This is a genomic window from Planctomyces sp. SH-PL14 (genome assembly GCF_001610835.1).
Taxonomy (GTDB): domain Bacteria; phylum Planctomycetota; class Planctomycetia; order Planctomycetales; family Planctomycetaceae; genus Planctomyces_A.
Genome location: NZ_CP011270.1, coordinates 6,950,730 through 6,973,831, shown reverse-complemented (window position 1 = coordinate 6,973,831; position 23,102 = coordinate 6,950,730). Strand labels below are relative to the sequence as shown.

Sequence of the window (23,102 nt, the reverse complement as noted above, 5' to 3'; positions counted from 1 at the left end):
CGGGTCCAGGGGCACCCTGGTGGGGAGTGCAGAGTGGCAACGCCCCTTTGCCCGCCGGAGGCCTGGCCGTCGAGAGATGCCAGAAGGAGCACGTATCCAGGCGCGGACACCGTGTCGTATGCCCCCGCACCAACCCGCGGGGATTGTAAAGTGAGCGGTGAGTCGTCAACGCCGGCTCCACAAATGGGACGTCCGTTGCTTGCCACGGTTCCTCATCGAAAATGCCTCCGGCGGCAAGGGGGCGTGGCCCCCTTGACCCCAGGCTGCCCTGGCACGTTGGGTTTGAGCAAACCGAACTGCGCCGGCAAGGACGCGGTTCGAGACAGCCGGACAAGCTGCCCCAATCCCCCGTTGACCGTCCACTATCCGGCGAATGCCCCCGCGGTTGTGCCGATTGGGAGGCGCGGCGAGTTCGGGGAAATGGGTCTGGCACCGCGCCGCGGACTCGGGTCTTAACGAAGGAAGGCGCACCCGGCGAATTCGGGCTCCTGTTCGAGGAAAAAATCTTCGACAAAGTTCGTCCGGCGGCCGGATTCCGTCGAACAGATCGAAAGGGCGCGACGTCCCGAAGGGCTCGGTTGGGCTTGGTCCGTTTCCACGTGGGAGAGAGGCGCGAAGTCGCCGCTCCGCCACCTTGACTGTCCGTTCCAACTGTGCAAACTAGTCAGAACAGCTCTCTTTGATTGATCTGCCTGCGGAGTCCCGCATGTCTGCTACCCCTCCCCCCTCCGCGCCCACTCCCTCCCCCAAGACGACTGAACGGCCTTCGTTCATTCAGAAGTCGATTCAGGACGGGGTGACGTGGGTCAAGGAAAACGGGGCGTGGTACGTCACCAGCATCGCGGCTCATGCCCTGCTCCTGGGACTGGTCGGACTCCTCGGTGGGGCGATCCACGTGGCCGCGACCACGGGTGAAGCGCCGCTCCTCGAGTCGGTGATCGACACCACGGTCCCTGAAGTCCCCATCGAAAAATTCGACGTCGACAACGCGCCGCTCGAAGTCTCCGAGCTGTCGACCGAAACGCTGACGATCACCGAAGCCCCGGCGATGGCCCAGGAGGCGGAGTTCTTCGACAATTCCGATACCTTCGTCGACGGCGGCGGAGGGGGAACCGGAGTCGCCGCGGCCGCGGACTTTGGCGGCCTCGGCGGGAGTTTCGCCCTCGGACCCGGACCGGGCCCCGGAGCGGCAATGACCGGACTCTCCGGATCGGGCGACACCGGGAATACGGGAAGCGGCGGCGGAACCGGCAAGGGATTCGGCGGCCGCGGCCAGGGACATCGTGAAGAGATGGCCGGCGCCTACGGCGGAACTCGGGCCACCGAGCGCTCCGTCGCGGGGGGCCTGAACTGGCTCGCCCGCCACCAGAACCCGGACGGTTCCTGGAGCTTCGACCGATACAATCGCAGCTGCAAAGACCCCTCCTGCGCCGGCGAGCCGGACAAGGAAGGGAAACTCCCCGGACTGGGCGATGCGAAGGCGGACGTCGGAGCGACCGCCATGGCCCTCCTCCCCTACCTCGCGGCCGGACAGACCCCCGAGACGCCGGGGCCCTACAAGAAGACGATCCTCGACGGCATCCGCTTCATCGTCCGGAGCCAGAATCCGAAGACCGGCGGCCTCTACAACAAAGACAGCTCGCCGATGTACGTCCACGGGATGGCGGCGATCGTCCTGTGCGAAGCCTACGGGATGACGAAGGACAACTCGCTCCGCCTCCCGGCCCAGCGGGCAATCCAGTTCATCGAGGCGTCGCAGCACCCGCAACAGGGGGGCTGGCGGTACTACGTCGCCGGGCAGACGCCGACCGGGGGGGATACCTCGGTCGTCGGCTGGCAGCTCATGGCTCTCAAGAGCGCCATGATGGCGGGGCTGGAAGTGAACCCCAAGACGATGGAGCTGGCCAAGGTCTACATGAACCTGGCCAAGAAGGGAAAGAGCGGCGGACTGTTCAGCTACGAGCCGACCCCCGCCAGCGGTCCGAGCCCCTCGATGACGGCCGTCGGACTCCTCTGCCAGCAGTTCCTGGGAGCCAAGCGCGACGATCCCGCCATGAAGGAGGGGATGAACTACCTGATGCAGTACCTGCCGGGCAAGTACTCCCGGAACTCGTATTACTTCTATTACGCCACGCAGGTGATGCACAACCTGCCCGGCCCCGAGTGGGACCAGTGGAACCGCGCCACCCGCCGCTACCTGATCGAAACCCAGGTCAAGGACGGTTGTGCCGAGGGAAGCTGGGACCCGAACAAGCCGACGAAGGACTCCTTCGGGACGCAGGGGGGGCGGCTGATGGTCACCTCGATCAACACGCTCAACCTCGAAGTGTATTACCGCTTCCTGCCGCTCTACAAACTGGACCGGGACGGCAAGGCGACCGCGGACCTGACGACGAAGTAACCGCCCGCCGGCCGTGCGCCGGTCCTCGGCGACTGTGACGATCTGGTGCCCATGGAACCGGCTCCCGCCGTTCTCAGAAGGGATGGATGAATGCCCCGCGCGCTTGCCCGCACGCTGCTCGTTTCCCTGACTCTGGCCGTCGGGGGACCGGCCTTCGCGGCGGAGCCGGTCTTCGAGTTCCTCGACGCTCTGCGGAATGACAAGCAGGGTGTCCTGGCGATCGAGTACCTGAACCAGCTCAAGGCATCGAATCGTGTCTCGCCGGACCTGCAGGAGGTCTTTGACCTGGAGATGGCCCGCAACCTTCAGGTGGCGGCCGACGAGACGGTGAACGAGGGTGAGGCGGCCAAGTACCGCCGCGACGCCCAGACGGCGATCGACGCCTTCCTGAAGGCCCATCCCGACCATTCCGAGTCTGGCTTCGCCTTCGACACGTACGGCAATCTCTCGATGGACCGCGGGAACCAGCTCTCGCGGCAGGCGAACGTCCAGAAGGATGCGACCCGCAAGACGCAGCTCTTCGACGAGGCCCGCAAGGAGTACCTCGCGGCCCGTCCCCGGTTCGATGAGGCGGTGAAGCGGTTCCGCGTCCGGCTGGACGACGCAGATGCGGAAGTGAAGGCGGCGCTCGAGCAGACCAAGGAAAAGCGAGGGAACACCAAGTTCAAGCGGGCCGCGGTCAATGCCGACCAGCAGCGGTACATCGCCGAGAATGACTGGCTCAACGCCCGCTTCAAGTTGGCGATGCTCGACTACTACACGGCCCAGACCTATCCGGACGCCAAGAACCCGGACGCGGCCAAGGCCCTCAAGGCGGCCTCGGCGGGACTCGACCAGATCTTCCAGGGCTATCGCGAGGCCCGTCCCGGCGTGCTGGCGCATTTCTGGCACGGCATGGCGACGAAGCAGCTCGGCGACAAGCTGACCGCCGAGGACATCTTCGACGAGGTCATCGCCAAGACCCCTTCCGGCGGACAGGTCGATCCCACCGAGATCACCTTCTACACCGAGGCGGTCCGCCAGAAGCTCCTGCTCCTCAGCGAGAAGCAGAAGATCGACGACATTATCGGCGAAGGGGAGAGCTACCTGAAATTCCAGCGGATGCGGACCGATCCGTGGTACGGCGTGGCCGTTGAAGTGGCGAAGGCCTACGTCGCCAAGGGGCTCAAGCTCCCGCAGGGGAACGAACGCAAGAAGATCATGACCGAGGCGGTCGGGACGCTCCGCGAAGCGACTAAGAAGCAGTCCGGCTACCACCGGGAGGCGACCGCTCTCCTGAGTAAGTACGCCCCGGAAGTGGGCCAGGAAGCCTCGGCCAACACGTTCAACGAGGCGGTCTCGGTCGCCGACATCGCCATGCAGAGCGGCGATCCCAAGGGGGCGGTCGAGAGTTACCTCAAGGCCCTCGAGCTCGCCAAGAAGGAAAAGGAGACCGACGAGCACAAGGCCCGCGTCGAGATCGTCCGCTACCAGCTGGCGAACGCCCGCTACTCCGCCCAGGACTACGAAGGGGCCTACACCGACGGCCTCGCTCTGGCGAAGGGGAACAAGGACGCCAAGGTCGCGCCGCCGTCGGCGGTCCTGGCCATCCAGTCCGCCCTGGCGAGCTTCGGGACCGCGCAGGACAAGGCGTCCGCCCAGCAGAAGCTCCTCGACGCCGTCAACTACACCGTCCAGACCTGGCCGAACCGGGCCGAGGCGGACGACGCCCGCATCGCTCTCGGGCGGCTCAAGGCGGTTCAGGGGGACCTCGCCGCCGCGATGCAGACGTTCGGGGCGGTGAACCCCGCGTCGGACCGGTACCCGCAGGCGCTGCAGATGTCGGCCCAGGCTCACTGGAAGCTCTATGTCGACGGGCGACGGATGGGCTCGAAGGACGCAGCGGTCCAGGAACATCGTGACACGGCGGTCAAGCAGCTTGAGCAGTCGGTCAAGCTCCTCGAAGAGAAACCCTCGCTGGCGACCCAGATGCCGCAGGTCGCCACGGAAGTGCCGCTGCTCCTAGCCGAGATCCGCCTCGATGAAGAGACTTCCGACCAGGCGATCGTCCTTCTGACGCCGCTCGTGACGAAGCTCCAGGCGGACGAGGCGGAATCGCTCGACCTGACCGGGATCCGGATTCTCGTTTCGGCGATCCGCGGCTACCAGCAGCAGAAGAAAGCGGCTGAGGCGTCGACTCTGGGACTGGTCCTGCTGCAGAAGGGGCAGGACATCCCGCCTGTCAATACGGTCCTTGCCGGGGTCTCGCAGAACCTGCGGTCGGAGTACAAGCTGAAGGCGGAAGAGGCCCGAAAGGCGGGCCCGGAGAACGCGGCGGCCCAGGCGATGGCGAACCAGGCGAAAGAAACGCTGGACGCCTTCCTCGGCAAGCTGGCCGGACGGGAGAAGCTCGGCCTCCAGGAGATCATCGTCCTCGGCGACACGGCGGCCGACACGGGGGACACGGAGCTCGCCAAGAAGCTCTACAACCGGGCTCTCGAGACCGCGCGGGCCGGAGGCAACAATCCGCGGCTGCAGAGCGCGGTGAACCGCGTCCAGGCGCAGGTGATCGGCCTCCTGCGGGCCGAGAAGAAATACGACGACGCGCTGCGGGAAGTGGACCTCCTGATCCAGTCGGTCCCGAAGGCGCTCGAACCGCGGGTCGAGAAGGCCCGGATTCTGGCCGGCATGGCGGACTCCGAACCCGATGTCGCCAAGTGGAAAGCCTCCACCGACAACTGGGCTCAGCTCCGGAACATGATGCAGGGGATGCAGAAGAAGCCGGCCGAGTACTACGAGGCGGTGTACGAGACCGCCCGCGGGCTGTTCGAGCAGTCCAAGCTGTCGTCGAGCCAGAAGGAGGCCAACGACATGAAGGCCCAGGCGCGGCAGCTCCTTAAGGCGACCAGTGCCCTGGCGCCGAACCTGAGCGGACCGGACATGGTGGGGCGCTACGATGCCCTGATGTCCGAGCTGCAGTAGCCGCCTGGTGCGAGGCGATCGGGAGACGGGCTGCGGATGACTCCGGGCCTGTTCCGGATCGATCGCGTTCAGGGCAGCCCCACGGACGGATTCGCGGATGCCTGCGATCTACGAACATGAGCATGCGGTCCGGCCGGATGAGGTCGACCTGTTCGGCCATGTGAACAACCTGGCCTATGTCCGCTGGCTGCAGGATGCCGCGGTCCGGCATTCGGCGGCGATGGGATGGCCGATGGAGCGGTACCGGGCCGAGGACCACGGATGGGTCGTCCGTTCGCATTTCGTCGAGTACAGGCAGCCGGCGTTCGCGGACCAGACGATCGTGGTCCGGACGTGGGTGGCGGATATGCAGCGGGTGACGTCGCTTCGCAAGTACGAGATTGTCCGCCCCTCTGACGCCGCGTTGCTGGTCCGGGCGGAGACGAACTGGGCTTTTGTGCGGATGAGCGATCTCAAGTTGACTCGGATCCCGGAGGCTGTGCGGGAGTCTTTTGAGCTGCACAGTGGGTCATGACGGGGCGGCGTGAGTGAGCGGCCATTGCCCCAGATCTGTTCAGATCCATCTACGCAATCCAACCTCACGGTCTCACCGGGTCCAGGGGCACCCTGGTGGGGGATGCAAGGGGGCAACGCCCTCTTGCCCGCCGGAGGCCGTCTCGCCGGACACCATGGGAAACAACACGTATTCAAGCGCGGACACCGTGTCGTATGCCCCCTCACCAACCCGCGGGGATCGCGCAGCGAGCGGTGAGTCCTCAACGCCGGTCCCACAAAGGGGACATCCGTTGTGTACCACGGTTCCTCACAAGAGTGCCTCCGGTGGCAAGGGGGCCCGTGTTGTTTTCTCGGCCCCTTGCCCCGGCTGCCGTGGCACGTTGGGTTTGAGCTATGGAGGTCGTGCCGGCAAGGACGCGGTTCAAGCCGGCGAGCCGTCCCATTCATCGACGAGGAAGACCACAAGCGACGTCGCGCCGTGCGCTCCAATGACCAGCGACTGCTCAATGTCGGCGGTCTTCGACGGACCGGAGAGCCAGGCTCCGAAGTGCGTCGTTCCGATCGGGACCGCGGCATACCCCTGGTGCATGTTGCTGACGACGCGCCCCGCCGGCGCGACAAGGGCCAGATGCTGCGTGAGGAAATAGAGGACCCGCTGCGGGACCTGAGCATCCGTAACCCACACCGCACCGTTCTCCGCGACCGCCACGTCACCGGGGAGGACGACGTACTCGACGTGCTCCAGATCGTGCGGGTCTTCGACGGCCGCCAGATCGAACGAGTTCGCCCCGACGCCGGGGACGCAGCTGAGCCGCACGCCGGAGCTCTTGTAAGGCTCGAAGGCCTCAAGCCACGCCTGCGCCTCGGCGAACGTCCGGACGCGAACGCACTGGCCGCCGACTCCCGCCAGGACCTCGGCGAACTTCGCCGCGGGGTCGGGGTACTCGATGCCCGTGTACTCGGACGCGGGGGTGTCGACCACCGGGGGGAGGACGCTGCGGATCTTCTGAAGAATCTCGGACCGGGCGCTCATCTCGACTCGGACTCCACGGATGCGCAAAGGAACGGGCACGCCGCCGATGCGTCGTGCAGCCGCCGGCGGAACTCCCGGACAGACGGCTCGGCGACCGGCCCGCGGCGCTCGCCGGCGGCACATACGCTCGTCCGCACCGCGAGGATGTCGGGATCGCACCCGACAAGCTCGGCCAGGTCGCTCTCCCGGACCTGTCCGGCGAGGGCCACGAACAGCCCCTCGTCATGCGCCGTCCGGATCAGGTCTTCAAGAGCCGCCGCCGGAAGATGACGGAGCAGCCCCTCCCCTTCCTTGCCGTACGTATCGACGAGGAGGCCGGGGCAGTCCGCTTCGAGCGCGTATTCCAGGATGACGGCCGGCTCCGGGGCCGCGGCCCGTTGCCAGTCGACATAGGCTACGGCGATCCACCGCGGACCGAAGGCGTCGCCGGCGCGGATCGACCGGTCCCGCAGGAGGTCGAGCTCGTCCCGCCACCCCGGCCCCGCTCCCGCGAGGCCGATCTTGAGGTAGTCGACGGAGTAGTCGAGTGGTTCGGGCCGGGCGAGACACTCCGGCAGCTCGCCGAGGGCCGCGCTGACCGGAGTATCGGGGGCCTGTCGGCGGACGAGGGCTGCAACCGCTTCGATCGTCTCCCGGCCGCTTCGTCCCAGGGGGCCCGCCGCGGGCTCCTTGATGTCGATCAGATCGGCGCCGCCGGCGAGGGCCGATCGGGCCTCGGCGACGTCGCGGACGCTGACGAGCAGTTGGGGAGGAGGAGCGGGCATGGGGCTACTGTTGCACACTTTCCGCGGCGCGGGAAGCGGCCGCATCCGTGTCCCGAAAGTGGGTGGACGATTCCGGATGGAAGCAACAAGGAACCGCGTCGTTCAGGGCGAAGGCTTCGGAAGGGCGAGGCTCCAGCCGAGCCGCGGCGGTGGAGAATGCGCCCGATCGTCTCTTGGCCCCGGCCTCAAGGGAGCCATGGTGCCTGGGACCGTATCTCCGGGAAAGAGGGCGGGAGGTTGAGGCGAAAGAGGGAGTGCGCTTGCGAACCTTCGCGGCTCAGCAGGAGCTTCGCCCTCCCGGTCGCTTGCGATCACTTCCGGCGGATGAGGAACAGGACCGGGGGATGGCTCCGGGGATCGCCGGGAGCGATCCGCTCCGTTGTGAACTCATCCGGGGAGAGCCCCTCCGCCCAGATCCGGACCGCCTCCGCTTCCTCCTCGCCGCCCGGGTGGCCGGTGTAGGCGAGGACGCTCAAGAGGCCTCCGGACCGCAGGAGAGTCGCCGCCTCGGCCAGCGCCGGAATCGTCGTCGCGCTCCCGGTGACGACGGCATGATCCCCCGAGGGGAGATAACCGAGGTTGAACATGACCGCTCCGACGCGGCACGCCGCATCGGGCGGAAGGACGGCCCCGATCCGCGAGTGGCACCCTTCGACGAGCTGGACGTGGGTGATCCGCTCGGCGTCGAGACGGGCGCGGACCCGCGCGATCGCCTCAGCCTGGCGGTCCATCGCCAGGACCGATCCTTCCGGTCCCACCAGCCCCGCCAGGAAGAGCGTGTCGTGCCCGTTCCCGCAGGTCGCATCTATAGCCAAATCGCCCGCGTCCAGGACCTTGCGGACCTCGGCGTGGGCGATTTCGGTGAGCGGAAGATAGGTCGGCAAGCGATCCGTGACTCGCGAAAGGCCGGATCGAAGGCGCGACTACTTGTAGAGGCCGCTGAGGGCGTCGAGCACCGGACCGGCGACCGCATTCGCCTGCCCCGGAACCCACATCGTCTTCACGAGGTCGAACATGACCGCCCCCACGAGGAGGAGCAGGACGCTGCAGACCGAGACGCCGACCATCACGCCGGCTCCCCACTCCTGCTCGACCGGGACGTAGCGTCCGGCGGCGGGAGCGGCGAACTCGCTGTCTTCCTCGTCGGCGGCGAAGACCTCTTCGTCGGCGTCGATGACGTCCAGGTCGTCCCCGAGGTCGTCGTCTTCGCCAAAGGCGTCGTCGATGACTTCCAGCTCTTCGTCGGCCCCGCTGTCGAGGGCCGCGTCGCCGTCGTCGATGTTGAACACCGCGTCATCGACCGACTCCGAGCTGCTGAAGGCGGGGAGCTTGGCGGTCTTGTCGGACTTCGGAGTCGGCTTGACCGTCTCCAGGTCATAGGCGGAGTCATCGCGGAGCGACGGGATCTCGAAGCTCGTGTCGGTCCCTTCGTCCCGGTAGTTCGGGATGTCCATCATCGGGAGCGTGCCGCCCCCCTGCTTGCCGCCGCCCTTCTTTGGGGCGCCCTTCGCCGGCGAGTCGAGCGTGATCCCGCTGTCGGCGCCGAGCAGGCCGATCCCCGCGTCGTCCGCGAGCGTGATCCCCTCTTCGTCCCGCGACTCGAGCGAAATGCCGCTGTCACTGGGACCTTCGAGGGAGATGCCGCTCTCGGAGGCGAGCATCATGGCGCTGTCGCTGGCCAGGGCGATGCCGCTCTCGTCGGTCAGGACCGACGCCCCTTCCCCCTCATCCGGGGTGAAGTCGAGGGCGATCGAGGAGTCGCCGGGACGCAGCAGGGCAACATCGCTATCGCTCGGCGCTTCCTGCGGCGCGAAGCGGATGTCGCTCACGTCGTTGTCGATCGGGGCCAGGCGGACGTCGCTGGTCTTGTTGTCGGCCGCCGTCCGAACGTCGCTGGCGTTGCTGTCCGCGCCGCCGCGGCCGCGCTCGGGAATGAGGCGGATCTCGCTGGAGGTCACGTCGGAGGTGAGGCGGATCTCGCTGTCGGAGCCCTTGAGCTCCTTGGCGAACGGGACCGCCGGCCGGCCAGGTGAATCGTCAACCAGCTTGACGTCGCTATCGGAGTCCAGCACGAACGCTTCGGTCTTGTCAGGGGTTCCCTGGTGCGAGAGGAGCGTCTCTTCCACGGCCCGGACATCGCTGTCGCTGTCCTGTTCGCCACGGGGGACCGCCCCCTTCGGCAGCGGCTTGCCCGATCCCCACTCCTTGGTGAGGTTGATATCGCTGTCCGAATCCATCTGGCTCTTCTTGGTCCACGAGCCGTGGACGTCGCCCGATTCGAGCTTGATGTCGCTGTCGTCCTTCTTTCCGCCGCGGATGATCGTGGGCTGCTCGCCCAGCTCATCCTCCGAGATCGACAGGGCGGAGCCAGACTCCGGATCGTCGACGAGGAACGGCAGGTCCGGATCGGAATTGGCCTGCCGGCGGCGGGCCAGTTCCTCGACGTCCTCAAATTTGAATTTCCACGTGCCGCGGTCGGCGAAGCCGCGGAGGTCTCCCTTTTCCCGGAGCCGCATGACTTCGTCGCGCGAAAGTCCCACCCGTTCCGCCGCCTCTTCGAGGCTCAGATACTTCTTCTGCGTCATCAGACCAGCTCCTCGGAAGGTGGGAGCGCGTTCTCCCGTCGCTGCAACAACAGGAACGCACATCTCGCTCCATCGGCGGTCAAAACCGGACCGCGTGATTCAAGCTCACGCAAATCCGTCCGCACCAGATGGTTGAATAGTGACAATGAATGGGAATGGCGCGTTTCCGCGAATGCGTCTATCCGCCGCCGCGCAAAAGAAATTCTACGCCGGCAGGGTCGCCACGCAAGATGCGCCTTCCAAGTTCCCTGGAACTCCAGGGTTACGCACCCGCTTCGGTTTCTCCGACTGTCGTATCGGGCTCGGTCGGCCCCTTCGCAAATTCCGGATTCTTGCGACGAATCCGCGGAATCGGATCAAGTTCCCCAAAGTGAACGCCGATTACTTCGAAAGCGAAGGATTTTCGTCTGTGCCCCCCCATCCCTTCCATGCACCGGTCGGGATCGGCATCTGAGGCGGGACGGCGAAAATCAAGGAGTTCGCCATGCACCGCGTTTGGATCTGCCTGACCGCCGCCCTGCTGCTGGCGCCGGGCTGCTGTGCTCACCGCTGCGGCGGGTATTCGGCCTGCGTCGAAGGTTGCGACGGATTCGTCGAGTGTGCGCCGGCGCACGGCAGAGGCTGCCGGAAGCACCGCCGCTCGATCTGGCCTTCGTGGGGAACCCTGTTCGGCACGGTCGGCGGCTGCGACAGCTGCGGTTTCGACGGCGGTTGTGATGGGGGCTGCGGCGGCTCGTTCGACATGGGATTGTCGGGCGGCTGCGCTTCCTGCGGACAGCCGGCGGGAGAGTTCTACGACGCCCAGAGCGCGCCGATGCCGGACGCCATGCCGACGCCGGCCCGGGCCCCCGCAGCCATGCCCTCTCCGGCTGGAGGAGTCGTTCCTCAGCCGTACTCCCCCGCCCCGCCCCCGGCTCCGGCGGCCGAAATGACTCCGATGCCGGCCGTGGAGATGACCTCCGGCACCTACGTCGTTCCGCAGGGGATGCTCGTTCCGCCGGCGGCGTATCAGCCGCCGACCTACCAGCCCGCCGCGTACCAGCCGGCCCTCCAGGTTCCTCCGCCGGCTCCCGCCGCCGCCCCGGTCATGGTCGCCCCGCCGGCGACGTTCCCGGCCGCCGCGGTCGGGCAGCCCGCTCCGCGGATCAAGACCGCTCCGGTCAACCCGCCGCCGCTGCTGTGGGTCCCGAGCGGCGGCTGAGCCCTCGAATCCCACCTAGCCATTCGAATGACTCGCTGCGGCCTCCGCGGCGAGTTTTCGTTTCCGGAGGACGTTACGAGTCGAGTCCGCGGCTCGCGCGGATGCGCTTCACTTCTTGGACGACGGAATCGACGAGCCGCCCGTTGTCCGCGATGGCGGACCATTCCAGCCAGCTCGAGAGGACGTTTCCCCCGAGCGTCACGCACGCCAGCAGGAAGTGAATCTGCGACGACCAGCTGGCGCTCCGTTCCGCCCCTGGATCGGACATCGCCCCGAAGGCGCCGGTCGTCATGATGAGGAGGATGCAGACGATCATCCCCGGGATCGCGCGGTACTTGAGGCGGATGTTCTGCGCGCGGGGGTCGGGCCCCAGCCGATAGGCTTCGCAGGTCTCCTCGATCCACCGCCCCGTCCCCATGAAGTAGGTGAGCGCCACGGCGTGGACCAGCAGGGCCAGCAGGGCCGCTCCCAGGGCCGTCAGCAGGTGCAGGCTGACGGAGCGGCGGAGGATGGCGTCCGCCTGCGAGGGATCGCCGATGCTGAGACCAAAACCGAAGGCGACCGCCAGGCCCACATTGCTCACGATCGAAAGCGTCAGGAAGATGCGATTCACCGTCTGGACCTTCTCGGAACGGGCGCGTGCCGGGGCTGGGAGTTCGGCATCGTAACCCGGTCGGTGCTCCGGTCCGTTGTCCCGCGGGGTCTCTCTCATTTCCGGGGACGGGAGCGATGCATTCGCTGGATGGTGGTCGCGGCGTACCAAGCCGGCTCGAACTGCGTCCTGGCCGGCACAGCTCTGTTTGCTCAAACCCAACGTGCGACGGCAGCCGGGGTCAAGGGGGCAACCCCTTGCCGCCGGAGGCACTCTTGTGAGGTACCGCGGTACACAACGGATGCCCCCTTTGTGGTACCAGCAATGAGAACTCCCTCAATCCTCACCGCTCGCTTTGCAAACCCCGCGGGTTGGTGAGGGGCATACGACACGTTGGCCGCGTTTGGGCACGCGCTCCTTCAGACATCTCTCTACGGCCAGGCCTCCGGCGGGCAAAGGGGCGTTGCCCCCTTGCATCCCCCACCAGGGGTAGCCCCCTGGACCCCGGTTGGGCCTGGGCTGTCGCCGCGTGCTTTGGACATCCGTTGGCCGTGTACCGATCACCAAACGACCGACGTGGCAAATCCCCATGAGATCGGCCGCCACCGATGGGAGAACGCCTCCCCCACCACCTGTCAATTCCCGAGATCCCAACAGCCCGCAAACCGCTTGGCACTCACCCCGACTTCTCCTATTGTCTGCGCTCGGGCGGCGGTCCGCCGGTCCCGTCCACCTTTGCGCCCGCCGAATACCCTCGGTTCGCAGTCTCTCGGAGAAAGAAGTTCCATGCCCATCGCGACCCCCAAGCAGTACGCGGCCATGCTGGATGCCGCCCAGAAGGGGAACTACGCCTACGCCGCCATCAACATCACCTCGATCAGCGGCATCAACGGAGCGCTCCAGGCGTTCGCGGATCTCAAGTCCGATGGCATCATCCAGGTCTCCTCGGGCGCCGGGGAATTCGCCTCGGGCCAGAAGATCAAGGACTCGGTCCTGGGCTCGATCGTCCTGGCCGAAGCGTGCCACACGCTGGCCGCCAAGTACAACGTCCTGATCGCCCTGCACACCGACCACTGCCAGCCGGGGATCAAGGACTCCTACCTCAAGAACTGGCTCAAGAGCGAAGCGACCCGCCTCAAGGTCGAGATGCCGGCCGACGGCTCGGTGCCGGAAGCGGTCCTGGAAGCCCACCCGTGGCTCCGCGACAAAAAGGATCCGAAGGCGGTCGACAAGAGCCTCAAGGGAGGGAAAGTCGACAGCTGGCTCAAGCCGCTGATCAAGGAGACCGCCCGCCGCCGCGCCGCCGGTCAGGCGAACCTGTTCCAGTCGCACATGCTGGACGCCTCGAACCTCCCGCTCGCCCTCAACATGGGGATGAGCCAGGAGATCCTCAAGGAGTGCACCCCGAACGAGATCATCCTCGAAGTCGAGGCGGGGGTTGTCGGCGGCAAGGAAGAGGGGATGGACAACACCGACGTTGACCACTCCAAGCTCTACACGACGCCGGAAGACATGGTCGCCGTTTACGAAGCCCTCAACGGCCTCGGCCGGTACATGTTCGCCGCCACCTTCGGCAACGTCCACGGCCACTACAAGCCGGGCGCCGTCAAGCTGCGTCCGGACATCCTCAAGAAGGGCCAGGACGCGGTTGTCAAGAAGTTCGGCGAGAAGGCCGCCTTCGACCTCGTGTTCCACGGCGGCTCGGGGACTCCGGCCCACGAGATTCATGAGACGCTGGGCTACGGCGTCATCAAGATGAACATCGACACCGACACGCAGTACGCCTTCACCCGGCCGATCGCGGACCACATGTTCCGCAACTACGAGAAGGTGATGAAGGTCGACGGCGAGATCGGCGAGAAGGACGCGTACGATCCCCGCGCTTACCTCAAGCTGGCCGAGAACGGCGTGGCGAAGCGGATGGGCGAAGCGATCACCGACCTGAAGTCGGATGGGAAGACGATCTTCGGCCAAGCCTGATCGAACGTTTCCGGATGCAGTTTTCACGCTCGCCGCGGACTTCCGCGGCGAGCGTTTTTTTTTCGCGGTGGCGCGGCTCGAATGGCGTCCTTGCCGAACGGACTCCCGTAGCTCCAACCCAATGTGCTACGGCAGCCGGGGTCAAGGGGGCAACCCCTTGCCGCCGGAGGCACTCCTGTGAGGAACCGTGGTAAGCAACGGACATCCCCGTTGTGGTACCGGTGTTGAGGGCTCCCTCAAAATACACCGCTTGCGACGCAATCCCCGCGGGTTGGTGAGGGGGCATACGACACGGTGTCCGCGCTTGGACACTCATTCCTTCAAAAATCTCTCGACGAGAGGGCCTCCGGCGGGCAAGAGGGGCGTTGCCCCCTTGCACTCCCCACCAGGGTCCCCCTGGACCCGGTAGGCTGGACAGCTGACTACTCGCGCACTTCGGCCGTTTCCGCCACTCCCCCCCTTCGCCACTCTGGCGAACTTGCGCAACCTTTCACGATCAGCACGATCTTGCGGATTGCGTCGATCTTACTTCGCTCACCAACCGATACACCGAAATGGACACTCCTCCGAGCCGCCCGAGCTCCGGCCCGTGCGCGCTCCGTATCAGGGGACCACTTCGATGACGGATCCAATCCCAACGCGTCCCGCCTCCCCCCTCACCGGGGCGACGGAGCCGCTCTTCCCGCGGGCGCCGACGCTCCTGCTGGGAGGGCTGCTGCTCGCTTCGGCGAGCCTCCCGGGATGCCACTCCGTCCCGGCCGTCGCCGCCCACAAGCCGACGCGGAGCGGGAACCACTTCTACTTCCGTTGCATCGACGACTGCGTCGCCAGCATCACCGCCCGCAAGGTCGCCCGGAAACACCTGGCGATGTGCCACACGAAAGACACGCCGCACCCCACCTGCGACTACCGCCGCGGCTTTGAACAGGCCTACGTCGACGTCGCCCTGGGGTCGCCCGGCACCATGCCCGTCGTCCCGCCCCCGATGTACTGGACCGCCGGGATGCGGAGCCCTGAAGGACACGCCCGGGCCCAGGACTGGTTCCAGGGCTACTGCGACGGCGTCCAACGGGCCGTCCCCCTGCGGGCCGAAACGAACCGCGTCCAGAGCTTTGCCGCCCCCTGCGGCGAACAAGATCCGCACTGAGCCTGTCCCCGTTGACCGCCTCGCCTCCCGCGACCTCGCGCCGCACCGGAGACCTCCCGATGTCCCTTCCCCCTGCCGCCAACGCTCTCCGCCGCCCGGCCGGCGCCCAGCGCTCCGGGCACTTTGCCTCGCGCCGAGGGACCGCTGGCGATCGCTCCGGGTGCTCGCGCGTCAGCCTGGCGCGGCTCGGTCACCTGCTGATTCTCATGGCAGCGGCCGCAGCTCCGGGATGCGCGGCGTTCCGACCGATCCGCGGCGTCCCCGCCAGCTACATGCCGACCGAGTTCCAGGCAGTCAGCCGCGAGGACCATCGAACGATCAACCTGGGGATGCTGGTCCGACGGCCGCAGGAGCACCGCGTCGCCGGAGGGGACATTCTCTCCGTCTATATCCCCGGGGTCCTGGGCCGCTGGGTCCCCAACCCTGAACAGAGCATCGGTGAAGAGCCGCCGATCAACCTGCCGCTCTCACCTGACGATCCGCCGACCGTCGGCTATCCGCTGCAGGTCCACGACGACGACACGATCTCGCTCCCCCAGATCCCGCCGCTCAATGTCGCGGGGATGACGCTGCATGAAGTGGAGGAAGCGATCCGCCGGGCCTATACGGTCGACCGCCAGATCCTGCGGGGCGACCCGGCCCGGATCATGGTGAGCCTCTTCCGGCCGCGGGAGTACCGCGTCCTCGTGGTCCGCCAGGAGTCGCAGGGACAGGCCATCCCGACGATGCAGGCCAATACCGTCAACCTGGGGAGCACCCGCCGCGGGATCGCCCGGGAAGTCCGGCTGCGGGCCTTCGAGAACGACGTCATGCACGCCCTGTCGCGGGCCGACGTCGCTTCGGGCCTCCCCGGGCTCGACGCCGAAAACACGCTCTACATCATCCGCAACCGCCAGGGCCGGCGGTCGTGTCCGCCCGGCCAGGGGCTCGGCCGGCCGGGTCCCGGCGGTATCGGGGGCGGAGGCGCGGGCTTTGGCCACTCGCCGGTCCCCGGCTTCATGCAGATCCCGGCCGCGGACCTGGGTGGACACTCGGTCGTCACCGCGGACCACAACACGACGAGCAGCCGCCAGGAGATCCTCCTGACGGGTCACCAGCCGGTCGGCGGCCACTCGATCTCGACGCCTCGGATTCAGCCGGCGCAGTACACCGGTCCGGTGATCACGCCGCAGCCGACGTTCGCTCCGCGGGCGGGCCTTCCGCCGCAGGTGCCGGTCCAGCCCATGCAGCAGATGCAGCCCATTCCGCAGGGGTACGCCCCTTTCCCGGGCGGTCCGAACATCCCGCACGAGTATCCAGCTCAGCAGCAGACGCTCCCGCCCGTCATGATGCCGGGTTCCGCGATGCCTCCCGGGCATGCCCCGCCGATCGGACCGACCGAGGAGATCGGTCCGTTCTCACCGCTTCCGGGCGGTCCGATGGACGGTCACACGCCGATCGACGCGTGGCAGCCTGACCTTTCTCAGATCGACCTGACGATCGACAGCCCGGACGTCATCAAGATCCCGATCCGGATTGCGCCGGGAGAGACGCCGCACATCACCGAGGAGGACATCACCCTCTACGACGGCGACATCATCTTCATCGAGTCCCGCGAAACCGAGGTGTTCTATACCGGCGGTCTCCTGGGTGGCGGGCAGTTCACGCTGCCGCGCGACTATGACCTGAACGTCCTCCAGGCGATCTCGATCGCCACCGGCCAGCGGAGCGGCGGCGGGGGAAGCCAGGCTCTTCAGTCGAACGGTGGACCGTCGGCCCTCAACCAGGACGTGATCGTCAGTGCCAGCCGGCTCGTGATTCTGCGGAAGCTTCCGACCGGCGACACGGTTCCGATCGAGATCGACCTGTACCGGGCGATGAAGTATCCGCACGAGAACATTACGGTTCAGGCGGGGGATTATCTGCTGTTGCAGTACACGTGTCCGGAAGCGATTGCAGCCTTCTGCCAGCGGAACTTGCTGGAAGGTGCGTTGATCGGCATCGCGGCGAGCACGTTCACCAGCGGTGGAGGCGGCGGGCAATAACGCGGGCCGTCCTTGCCGGCACGGTTATGCTCGCTCAAACCCAACGTGCCACGGCAGCCGGGGTCAAGGGGGCACCCCCTTGCCGCCGGAGGCACTTCCGGTGAGGAACCTTGGTAAGCAACGGGCGTCCCCATTGTGGTACCCGTGTTGAGGACTCCCTCACACAACATCGCTGGCCTTGCAGTCCCCCGAGTTGGTGAGGGGGGCATACGACGCGGTGTCCGCGCTTGGACACGTGCTCCTTCAGACATCTCTCGACGAGAGGACCTCCGGCGGGCAAGGGGCATTCTGCCCCCTGCACCCCCTGACCAGGGTACCCCTGGACCCGGTGAAAAAACCTACCGCCGCTGCAGCAACAGGTTCACACCCTTCTTGTTCGACAACGCGATGTCCAAAAGACCGTCGCCATCGATATCCGCGGTCATGAACTGCGTGCCGATCCCCGTGTCGCGCCCCGCAACAATCTCGTGCGGAATGAACTTCGGGCCATCCTTGGTGCGATCGATCTCATACCAGTACATCACCACCGGATCGTTCGCCCCCGGGTCCCCGCCATTGTGAGCGTAATACCGCTTACCGGTCACCAGATCCTTCCGGCCGTCGCCATCGACATCGACGAACAACAGAGCATGCGTCTGTGAGAACAGTTCGTTGACCAAGTGCCCCGTCATTCCGGGCTTCCCCAGCTTCTCACCGTTCTCGAACCACCACAGTCCGTACTGGTGGGCCGAGCTCATGATGACGTCCTGATCACCGTCCAGATCCAAGTCATCACAATGGATGTCGGAGCCCTTCTCCGGCTCCCCTTCCTTCTTCGCCGCCAGCAGCACCTCGTGGAACTCCCAGGGCTTGCCGTCCCGCGCCGCAGGCTGCTCCCACCAGCCGTTCGGAATGACGACGTCTTTCCGCCCATCGCCGTTCGCGTCCGTCACGCCGAGACCGTGGTAATACTTGAAGGTCCCGTTCTTAGCCGGATCGCCCGACATGCTGACCGGCGTGAAGGTCCACTTCTGGTAGACCGCGTCCCCCTTCGGGATCTCGAGGTAGCCCATCTGCTGCTCGGGCTGCGAGCCGAGAACGAACTCCGGCTGGCCGTCGCCCGTCAGATCGGTGAACTGCGGAGACTCGTTACAGATGCTGTGCCAGATCACGTGCTCCTTCCAGAGCCCTTCCGCCCCCTTGGGATTCTCGTACCAGTGGAACGGCTCGCCGGGGAACCCGACGATCACGACATCGGTCCAGCCGTCGCCGTTCAGATCGTGCGTAAAGTTGCAGAAGCTGTTGCTGTACCCCTGCCCCGCCCAGTAATCGCCGGGCTTGCGGATCTCGTGCGGCGTCCAGTTCGGGGCCTCGTACCACAGGTCCCCGGCGACAATGTCCGCCTTGCCGTCCTTGTTCAAGTCGCCGACCGCCACCCCTTCCGAACGGAACCGGGCGTCGAGCTGGACCCGTTTCCACTTCACCGGCGTGGTGGGTTCACTCGCCACCGCGGTCCCGGAAACGAGGCCCAGGAGACCGAGAAGTGTCGACCGAAGGAGGGCAGATCGCATGGCAACAATGACTCCGCTGGAACGCATTCACGGAAACAAGGCGGGAAGAACCGACGGGGTGTCCCGAGGGCGAAGCTCCTGCTGAGCCGAGGCGGCGACCGTCCCTGAGCCCCCAGTCCGTCCCATCTGTTCCGTTTGATATCGCCCTGCGCCCCATTCGCACAAGTCGCTTGAATTTGCGATCAAGGGGAGTAGGATTCGCGGTCCACGAGCCCACGTGGCGGAATTGGCAGACGCGCTAGCTTCAGGAGCTAGTGTCCAAAAGACGTACAGGTTCAAGTCCTGTCGTGGGCACCTCAGGGACCAACGATTCATCGTTGGTCCCTTTTTTGTTTTCTGGCGATCCGATTTGTGTTCCCCTTCGCTCGGGGCTCGACCGGCGAGGCCCCGGGCAGTGCTCTTCGGCCCGTCTGTCACGTTCTCACTTCCTGGCCCCGAAGCAGAGAATCAGAAGGAACGCGCAGAGGAGAAGGGCAAACGGGCCGAAGAAGAACGCGACGATCCACCAGTAGAGCGGGATCGTGTCCGTCGCAACGAGTTCCAGGAAGACCGCGCAGGCGAAGATCCACAAACCGAACGCGCCCTCCGCCAGCCCCGCCCTTCCGTTGCCCACGAGCCTGCCTCTCCGGTCGAACCCGTTCTCAGCCCACCCTGAGGATCATATCCCCTCTTCATGGGGAACATCGACCGGAGCTATCGCGGCCCGGCGTCCGGACCGGTCCTCTCCGCACGACCGTTTCCCTCGGTTTTTCCAGGCCAGGCCGCAGATTCCGAACTTCGGATCGTCGTTCTCCTGTTCTGATTCCGCTGCCGGTTTCCGGTCCCTCCTCTGCAATCGACTGGCCGACGCCTCGTGACGGCTCCATGATGAGCCGGTCTCCCCCTGCGTCCGTTCCCGCGATCTCTTGCTGATGTCTTCCGTTCCTCACCCCGGCGATCCCGCTCCCGACCTCGGCTGCCCCTGGTGGCGAAGTTCGATCGCGGTGCTCGTCCTGATCTCGGTGCTCGCCTCGACCGCGTCCATCGTGACCCGCGATCCGGCAGGGAACCTCCCGCACCTCCCGGCGGGTCCAGGGCTGACACTGGATGAGGTCTACAACGTCGAGATGGGGATGTATCTGGTCCGGTCGGTCCGGATCTACGGCCTGGGGGTCCTGGCTTGGGACAGCATCAAGGAGATCTTCGGCACGCGGGCCTACAACCCCGATCACCCGCCCCTCGGCCGGGTCGCGATGGGGGTGGTGCATGACACGGTCCAGGCGTTCCGCGGGCGGCCGCCGACCGACTATGTGACGGCGGATGCCCGCATCGCCCCGGCCCTGGCGTTCGGCCTGACGGTTTTCCTCGTCGGATGGTTTACGAGCCGATGGTGCGGAGTGCGGGCCGGGTGGCTCGCGGCGCTCTCGCTGGCCCTGATTCCCAGGCTGTTCGGCCACTCGCATATCGCCTCGCTGGAGACGTTCGTTGGACTGACCTACACGGCGACGATCCTGTACGTCGCGGATGCGTGGTCGCGTTCGATGGTCGCTCCGGTTGCGGGAAAGCCCGCGAAGGTCGCGATGAGTGCGGCGATGTTCGCGGGATTCCTGTTCGGCCTGGCGCTGCTGACAAAGATCCAGGGAGCGCTGGCCGCAGTCCCGGTCGGACTGTGGGGGCTGTGGCACTTCCGGCATCGGGCGATCCTGCCCGGGGCGATCTTCGGTGTCGTCGGCTTTTTGACCTTCTTCGTCGGCTGGCCCTGGCTGTGGCTGAACCCGGTAGCGCACGTCATCGACTTCTTCGCCCGGTCAACGGACCGGCAAGTCCTCTACTGCTACTACGAAGGGACGAAGTTCGCCGACATCGACGTGCCGTGGCACTATCCGTTCGTGATCTTTGCGGTCACGGTCCCGCTCGGACTCCATATCGCCGCCTTGCTGGGACTCGTTGCGAAGTCGCCATCAGCTCCGGCATCTTTGCCCGCGACTCCGCTCCGCGATCCGCGGCTGCAGCTCGTTCTGACGGCAATCCTGTTCCCGCTCGTGCTGTTCGCCAAGCCAGGGATCGCGGTGTACGACGGGGAACGGCTGTTCCTCATCATCTATCCGCTGTGGGGTGTCTTCATCGGGCGAGGGGCTGCGGTGATGTGGGCGCGGCTCGAAAGACGGTTCTCGCCGGGTGTCGCTGCCGAAGCCGCGAGTTCACCAACCGCTCCCCCTGTCCTGGGAAGATCCCGGCTGGCGGCGATTGCAATGGGGAGCTTTCTGGCGATCCAGACCGCAGGGTATTGGACCGTCTGGCCGTTCCTGCTCAGCCACTACAATGTCGCGGTCAGCGGGCTCTGGGGGGCGAACCGGCTGGGCTTTGAGCGGAGCTACTGGGGGGAGTCGGTCAACCGGACGTTCCAGGAGGAGATCGTCCGAAACGTGCCCGAGGGGGCGACGGTTCATGTCGCTCCTGTGCTGCACCCGCTGCAGCTTCCCGATCTCGAGGCCCAGTCGCCGATCCTGCAGCGGCACGGGGTCCGTCTGGCTTCGTTTGAGGACCGGATTCGCAGCGAAGTCCGCTACGTTGTCGTTCACCGGCGGATGGCGGATCCCTGGGAAACCCTTCGTGAAGACCGCGTCGCCGCCAATGGCTTCCGGCTCCTGGCGGAAGTTTGCCGGGAAGGGGTGCAGCTCGCCGCCCTATACGCATCTGAAGTCTCCGATCCCTCGAAGAGTCCGTGAGCGAATCGGCCCGCCGCTTCCGCTAAACTGCACAGACTTCTACGATGCTGGACCGATCGCCCTGCGGCGACCGTTTTGGGGTGCTTGTGTGTCGTCCCCCTGTTCGACACACTTCCCCGCCCCGCTCGCAGACTTCCCACTGACTTCCGATTGACCAATGCGTAACGTCCAGGCGACCCGTCCGCTGTTCGAGCTCTCGTCCCCCGGTCGTCGGGCCGCGATCTTTCCGAAGTGCGACGTGCCGGCCGCTCCACTGGCCGAGCTGCTGGGTCACGACAATGTCGCTCCGCAGCCGCCGGGACTGCCGGAACTCTCCGAACCGGATGTCGTCCGGCACTTCGTGAACCTCTCGACGCAGAACATGTGCGTCGACACGCACTTCTATCCGCTCGGGAGCTGTACGATGAAGTACAACCCCAAGCGGCATGAGCGGCTTTCCCGTCTGCACGGCCTGGTCGACCTCCACCCGCACGCTCGCGAGGAAGACACGCAGGGGATGCTGGCTCTCCTCTATGAAATGCAGGAAATGCTGGCCGAGATCGCCGGGCTGCCGGCGGTGTCGCTGCAGCCGGCGGCCGGGGCTCAGGGAGAATTCGCCGCGCTGCTCACCGCCGCGGCGTACTTCAAGGACCGGGGTGAGAAGCGGACGAAGGTTCTCTTCCCGAGCAGCGCCCACGGGACCAATCCCGCAAGCGCGGCGATCGCCGGCTTTGACTGCGTGCAGCTGCCGCCGTCCGCGAACGGCCTCGTCGACGTCAAGGAGCTGCAGACGCATCTCGACGATTCGACCGCAGTCTTCATGGTGACGAATCCGAACACGCTGGGGATCTTTGAGAAGGACATCGCCCAGATCTCGAAGATGCTGCATGACGTCGGCGGGTTGGTCTACATCGACGGGGCGAACATGAATGCCATCGTCGGGGTGACGCGGCCGGGGGACTTTGGCGGCGACATGATGCACTACAACGTGCACAAGACCTTCACGGGTCCTCACGGCGCCGGCGGGCCGGGGTCGGGGCCGATTGCCGTTCGGCCGTTCCTGGCGGATTACTTGCCCGGCCCGGTGATCGAGAAGACCGCCGCGGCGGGGGGCGAGGCCACCTATCGCCTCAAGACGCCGCCGAAGTCGATCGGGCGGGTGCGGAGCTTCTTTGGGAACGTCGGGATTCTGCTGCGGGGGTATTTCTATCTGCGGACGCTGGGTCCGCAGGGGGCTCGGGAGATGACCGAGCAGGCGGTGCTGAATGCGAACTATCTGAAGGCTCGGTTGAAGGATGTGCTGCCGGTGCCGCATGGCGGGTTCTGCATGCACGAGTTTGTGGCTTCGGCGAAGTCGCTCAAGGATGGCCGCGGGATTACGGCGATGGAGATCGCCAAGCGGCTGCTGGACTATGGGTTCCATGCTCCGACGGTGTACTTCCCGCTCGTGGTGCCGGAAGCGTTGATGATTGAGCCGACGGAGACGGAGTCAAAGGCGACGCTGGATGCGTTTGTGGAAGCGGTGCGGAAGATTGTGGAGGAGGATCCGGCGATGTTGAAGCAGGCGCCGCACACGACGGGGATTCGTCGGCCGGATGAGGTGGCGGCGGGTCGGAATCCGAAGTTCCGTTGGAAAGCGTGCCTGAAGGACGGTTGACCTTACCGGGTCCAGGGGCACCCTG

At 66.1% G+C, this 23,102-nt stretch carries 16 protein-coding genes and 1 tRNA gene; 10 read left to right on the top strand and 7 right to left on the bottom strand.

Going from position 1 to position 23,102, the window contains the following annotated elements:
- Positions 1 to 706: 706 nt before the first annotated feature.
- The 3 genes from VT03_RS26795 to VT03_RS26785 all read left to right on the top strand — a co-directional run bounded on the left by VT03_RS26795 (position 707) and on the right by VT03_RS26785 (position 5,876).
- Positions 707 to 2,401: a prenyltransferase/squalene oxidase repeat-containing protein gene (locus VT03_RS26795; RefSeq protein ID WP_156514778.1), complete on the top strand. Its 1,695-nt coding sequence runs from the start codon at positions 707 to 709 to the stop codon at positions 2,399 to 2,401.
- 90 nt (positions 2,402 to 2,491) lie between these two features.
- Positions 2,492 to 5,362 carry a hypothetical protein gene (locus VT03_RS26790; RefSeq protein WP_075095850.1) on the top strand — a complete coding sequence of 957 codons (2,871 nt, stop codon included), beginning with the start codon at positions 2,492 to 2,494 and terminating at the stop codon, positions 5,360 to 5,362.
- A 97-nt stretch (positions 5,363 to 5,459) separates the two neighbouring features.
- Complete coding sequence (locus VT03_RS26785) at positions 5,460 to 5,876, top strand: acyl-CoA thioesterase (protein WP_075095849.1); 417 nt, start codon at positions 5,460 to 5,462, stop codon at positions 5,874 to 5,876.
- A gap of 402 nt (positions 5,877 to 6,278) precedes the next feature.
- Here VT03_RS26785 and VT03_RS26780 read toward each other — a convergent pair whose 3' ends face one another.
- From VT03_RS26780 to VT03_RS26765, 4 genes are all read right to left on the bottom strand, one after another.
- On the bottom strand, positions 6,279 to 6,890 hold the full coding sequence (locus VT03_RS26780; RefSeq protein WP_075095848.1) for a lactate utilization protein C: 612 nt from the start codon (positions 6,888 to 6,890) through the stop codon (positions 6,279 to 6,281).
- Positions 6,887 to 7,654, bottom strand: a complete 768-nt coding sequence (locus VT03_RS26775; protein ID WP_075095847.1) for a (5-formylfuran-3-yl)methyl phosphate synthase — start codon at positions 7,652 to 7,654, stop codon at positions 6,887 to 6,889. Before VT03_RS26775 ends, VT03_RS26780 begins: the two co-directional genes overlap by 4 nt.
- Before the next feature lie 311 nt (positions 7,655 to 7,965).
- The gene (locus VT03_RS26770; RefSeq protein WP_075095846.1) at positions 7,966 to 8,538 is read right to left on the bottom strand and encodes a class I SAM-dependent methyltransferase; all 573 of its coding nucleotides are present in this window, start codon (positions 8,536 to 8,538) and stop codon (positions 7,966 to 7,968) included.
- 39 nt (positions 8,539 to 8,577) lie between these two features.
- On the bottom strand, positions 8,578 to 10,239 hold the full coding sequence (locus tag VT03_RS26765; RefSeq protein ID WP_075095845.1) for a helix-turn-helix domain-containing protein: 1,662 nt from the start codon (positions 10,237 to 10,239) through the stop codon (positions 8,578 to 8,580).
- Positions 10,240 to 10,723: 484 nt separating this feature from the next.
- On the opposite strand from VT03_RS26765, the gene VT03_RS26760 reads away from it, so the two are divergent.
- The gene (locus VT03_RS26760) at positions 10,724 to 11,440 is read left to right on the top strand and encodes a hypothetical protein (RefSeq protein WP_075095844.1); all 717 of its coding nucleotides are present in this window, start codon (positions 10,724 to 10,726) and stop codon (positions 11,438 to 11,440) included.
- A gap of 73 nt (positions 11,441 to 11,513) precedes the next feature.
- On the opposite strand, the gene VT03_RS26755 is transcribed toward VT03_RS26760, so the two are convergent.
- A complete protein-coding gene (locus VT03_RS26755) occupies positions 11,514 to 12,053 on the bottom strand; it encodes a hypothetical protein (RefSeq protein WP_156514777.1) in 540 nt (179 codons plus the stop codon).
- Between the two features lie 765 nt (positions 12,054 to 12,818).
- Between VT03_RS26755 and VT03_RS26750 the strand changes: the two genes are divergently transcribed.
- The 3 genes from VT03_RS26750 to VT03_RS26740 all read left to right on the top strand — a co-directional run bounded on the left by VT03_RS26750 (position 12,819) and on the right by VT03_RS26740 (position 17,183).
- The gene (locus VT03_RS26750; RefSeq protein ID WP_075095842.1) at positions 12,819 to 14,012 is read left to right on the top strand and encodes a ketose-bisphosphate aldolase; all 1,194 of its coding nucleotides are present in this window, start codon (positions 12,819 to 12,821) and stop codon (positions 14,010 to 14,012) included.
- A gap of 619 nt (positions 14,013 to 14,631) precedes the next feature.
- Complete coding sequence (locus VT03_RS26745) at positions 14,632 to 15,159, top strand: hypothetical protein (RefSeq protein WP_156514776.1); 528 nt, start codon at positions 14,632 to 14,634, stop codon at positions 15,157 to 15,159.
- Between the two features lie 59 nt (positions 15,160 to 15,218).
- A complete protein-coding gene (locus tag VT03_RS26740; RefSeq protein ID WP_075095840.1) occupies positions 15,219 to 17,183 on the top strand; it encodes a polysaccharide biosynthesis/export family protein in 1,965 nt (654 codons plus the stop codon).
- A gap of 338 nt (positions 17,184 to 17,521) precedes the next feature.
- On the opposite strand, the gene VT03_RS26735 is transcribed toward VT03_RS26740, so the two are convergent.
- Positions 17,522 to 18,733 (bottom strand): FG-GAP repeat domain-containing protein, encoded by a 1,212-nt coding sequence (locus tag VT03_RS26735; RefSeq protein WP_075095839.1) that lies wholly within the window; start codon positions 18,731 to 18,733, stop codon positions 17,522 to 17,524.
- Between the two features lie 211 nt (positions 18,734 to 18,944).
- On the opposite strand from VT03_RS26735, the gene VT03_RS26730 reads away from it, so the two are divergent.
- Positions 18,945 to 19,027, top strand: a tRNA-Leu gene (locus tag VT03_RS26730).
- A 127-nt stretch (positions 19,028 to 19,154) separates the two neighbouring features.
- On the opposite strand, the gene VT03_RS26725 is transcribed toward VT03_RS26730, so the two are convergent.
- Entirely contained in the window at positions 19,155 to 19,346 is a 192-nt protein-coding gene (locus tag VT03_RS26725) for a hypothetical protein (protein WP_075095838.1), read from the bottom strand.
- A 298-nt stretch (positions 19,347 to 19,644) separates the two neighbouring features.
- Here VT03_RS26725 and VT03_RS26720 point away from each other — a divergent pair, with 298 nt between their 5' ends.
- Together VT03_RS26720 and gcvPB are read left to right on the top strand one after the other, a co-directional pair.
- On the top strand, positions 19,645 to 21,441 hold the full coding sequence (locus VT03_RS26720) for an ArnT family glycosyltransferase (RefSeq protein WP_075095837.1): 1,797 nt from the start codon (positions 19,645 to 19,647) through the stop codon (positions 21,439 to 21,441).
- 157 nt (positions 21,442 to 21,598) lie between these two features.
- Positions 21,599 to 23,077 (top strand): aminomethyl-transferring glycine dehydrogenase subunit GcvPB, encoded by a 1,479-nt coding sequence (gene gcvPB, locus VT03_RS26715; RefSeq protein WP_075095836.1) that lies wholly within the window; start codon positions 21,599 to 21,601, stop codon positions 23,075 to 23,077.
- Positions 23,078 to 23,102 lie beyond the last annotated feature (25 nt).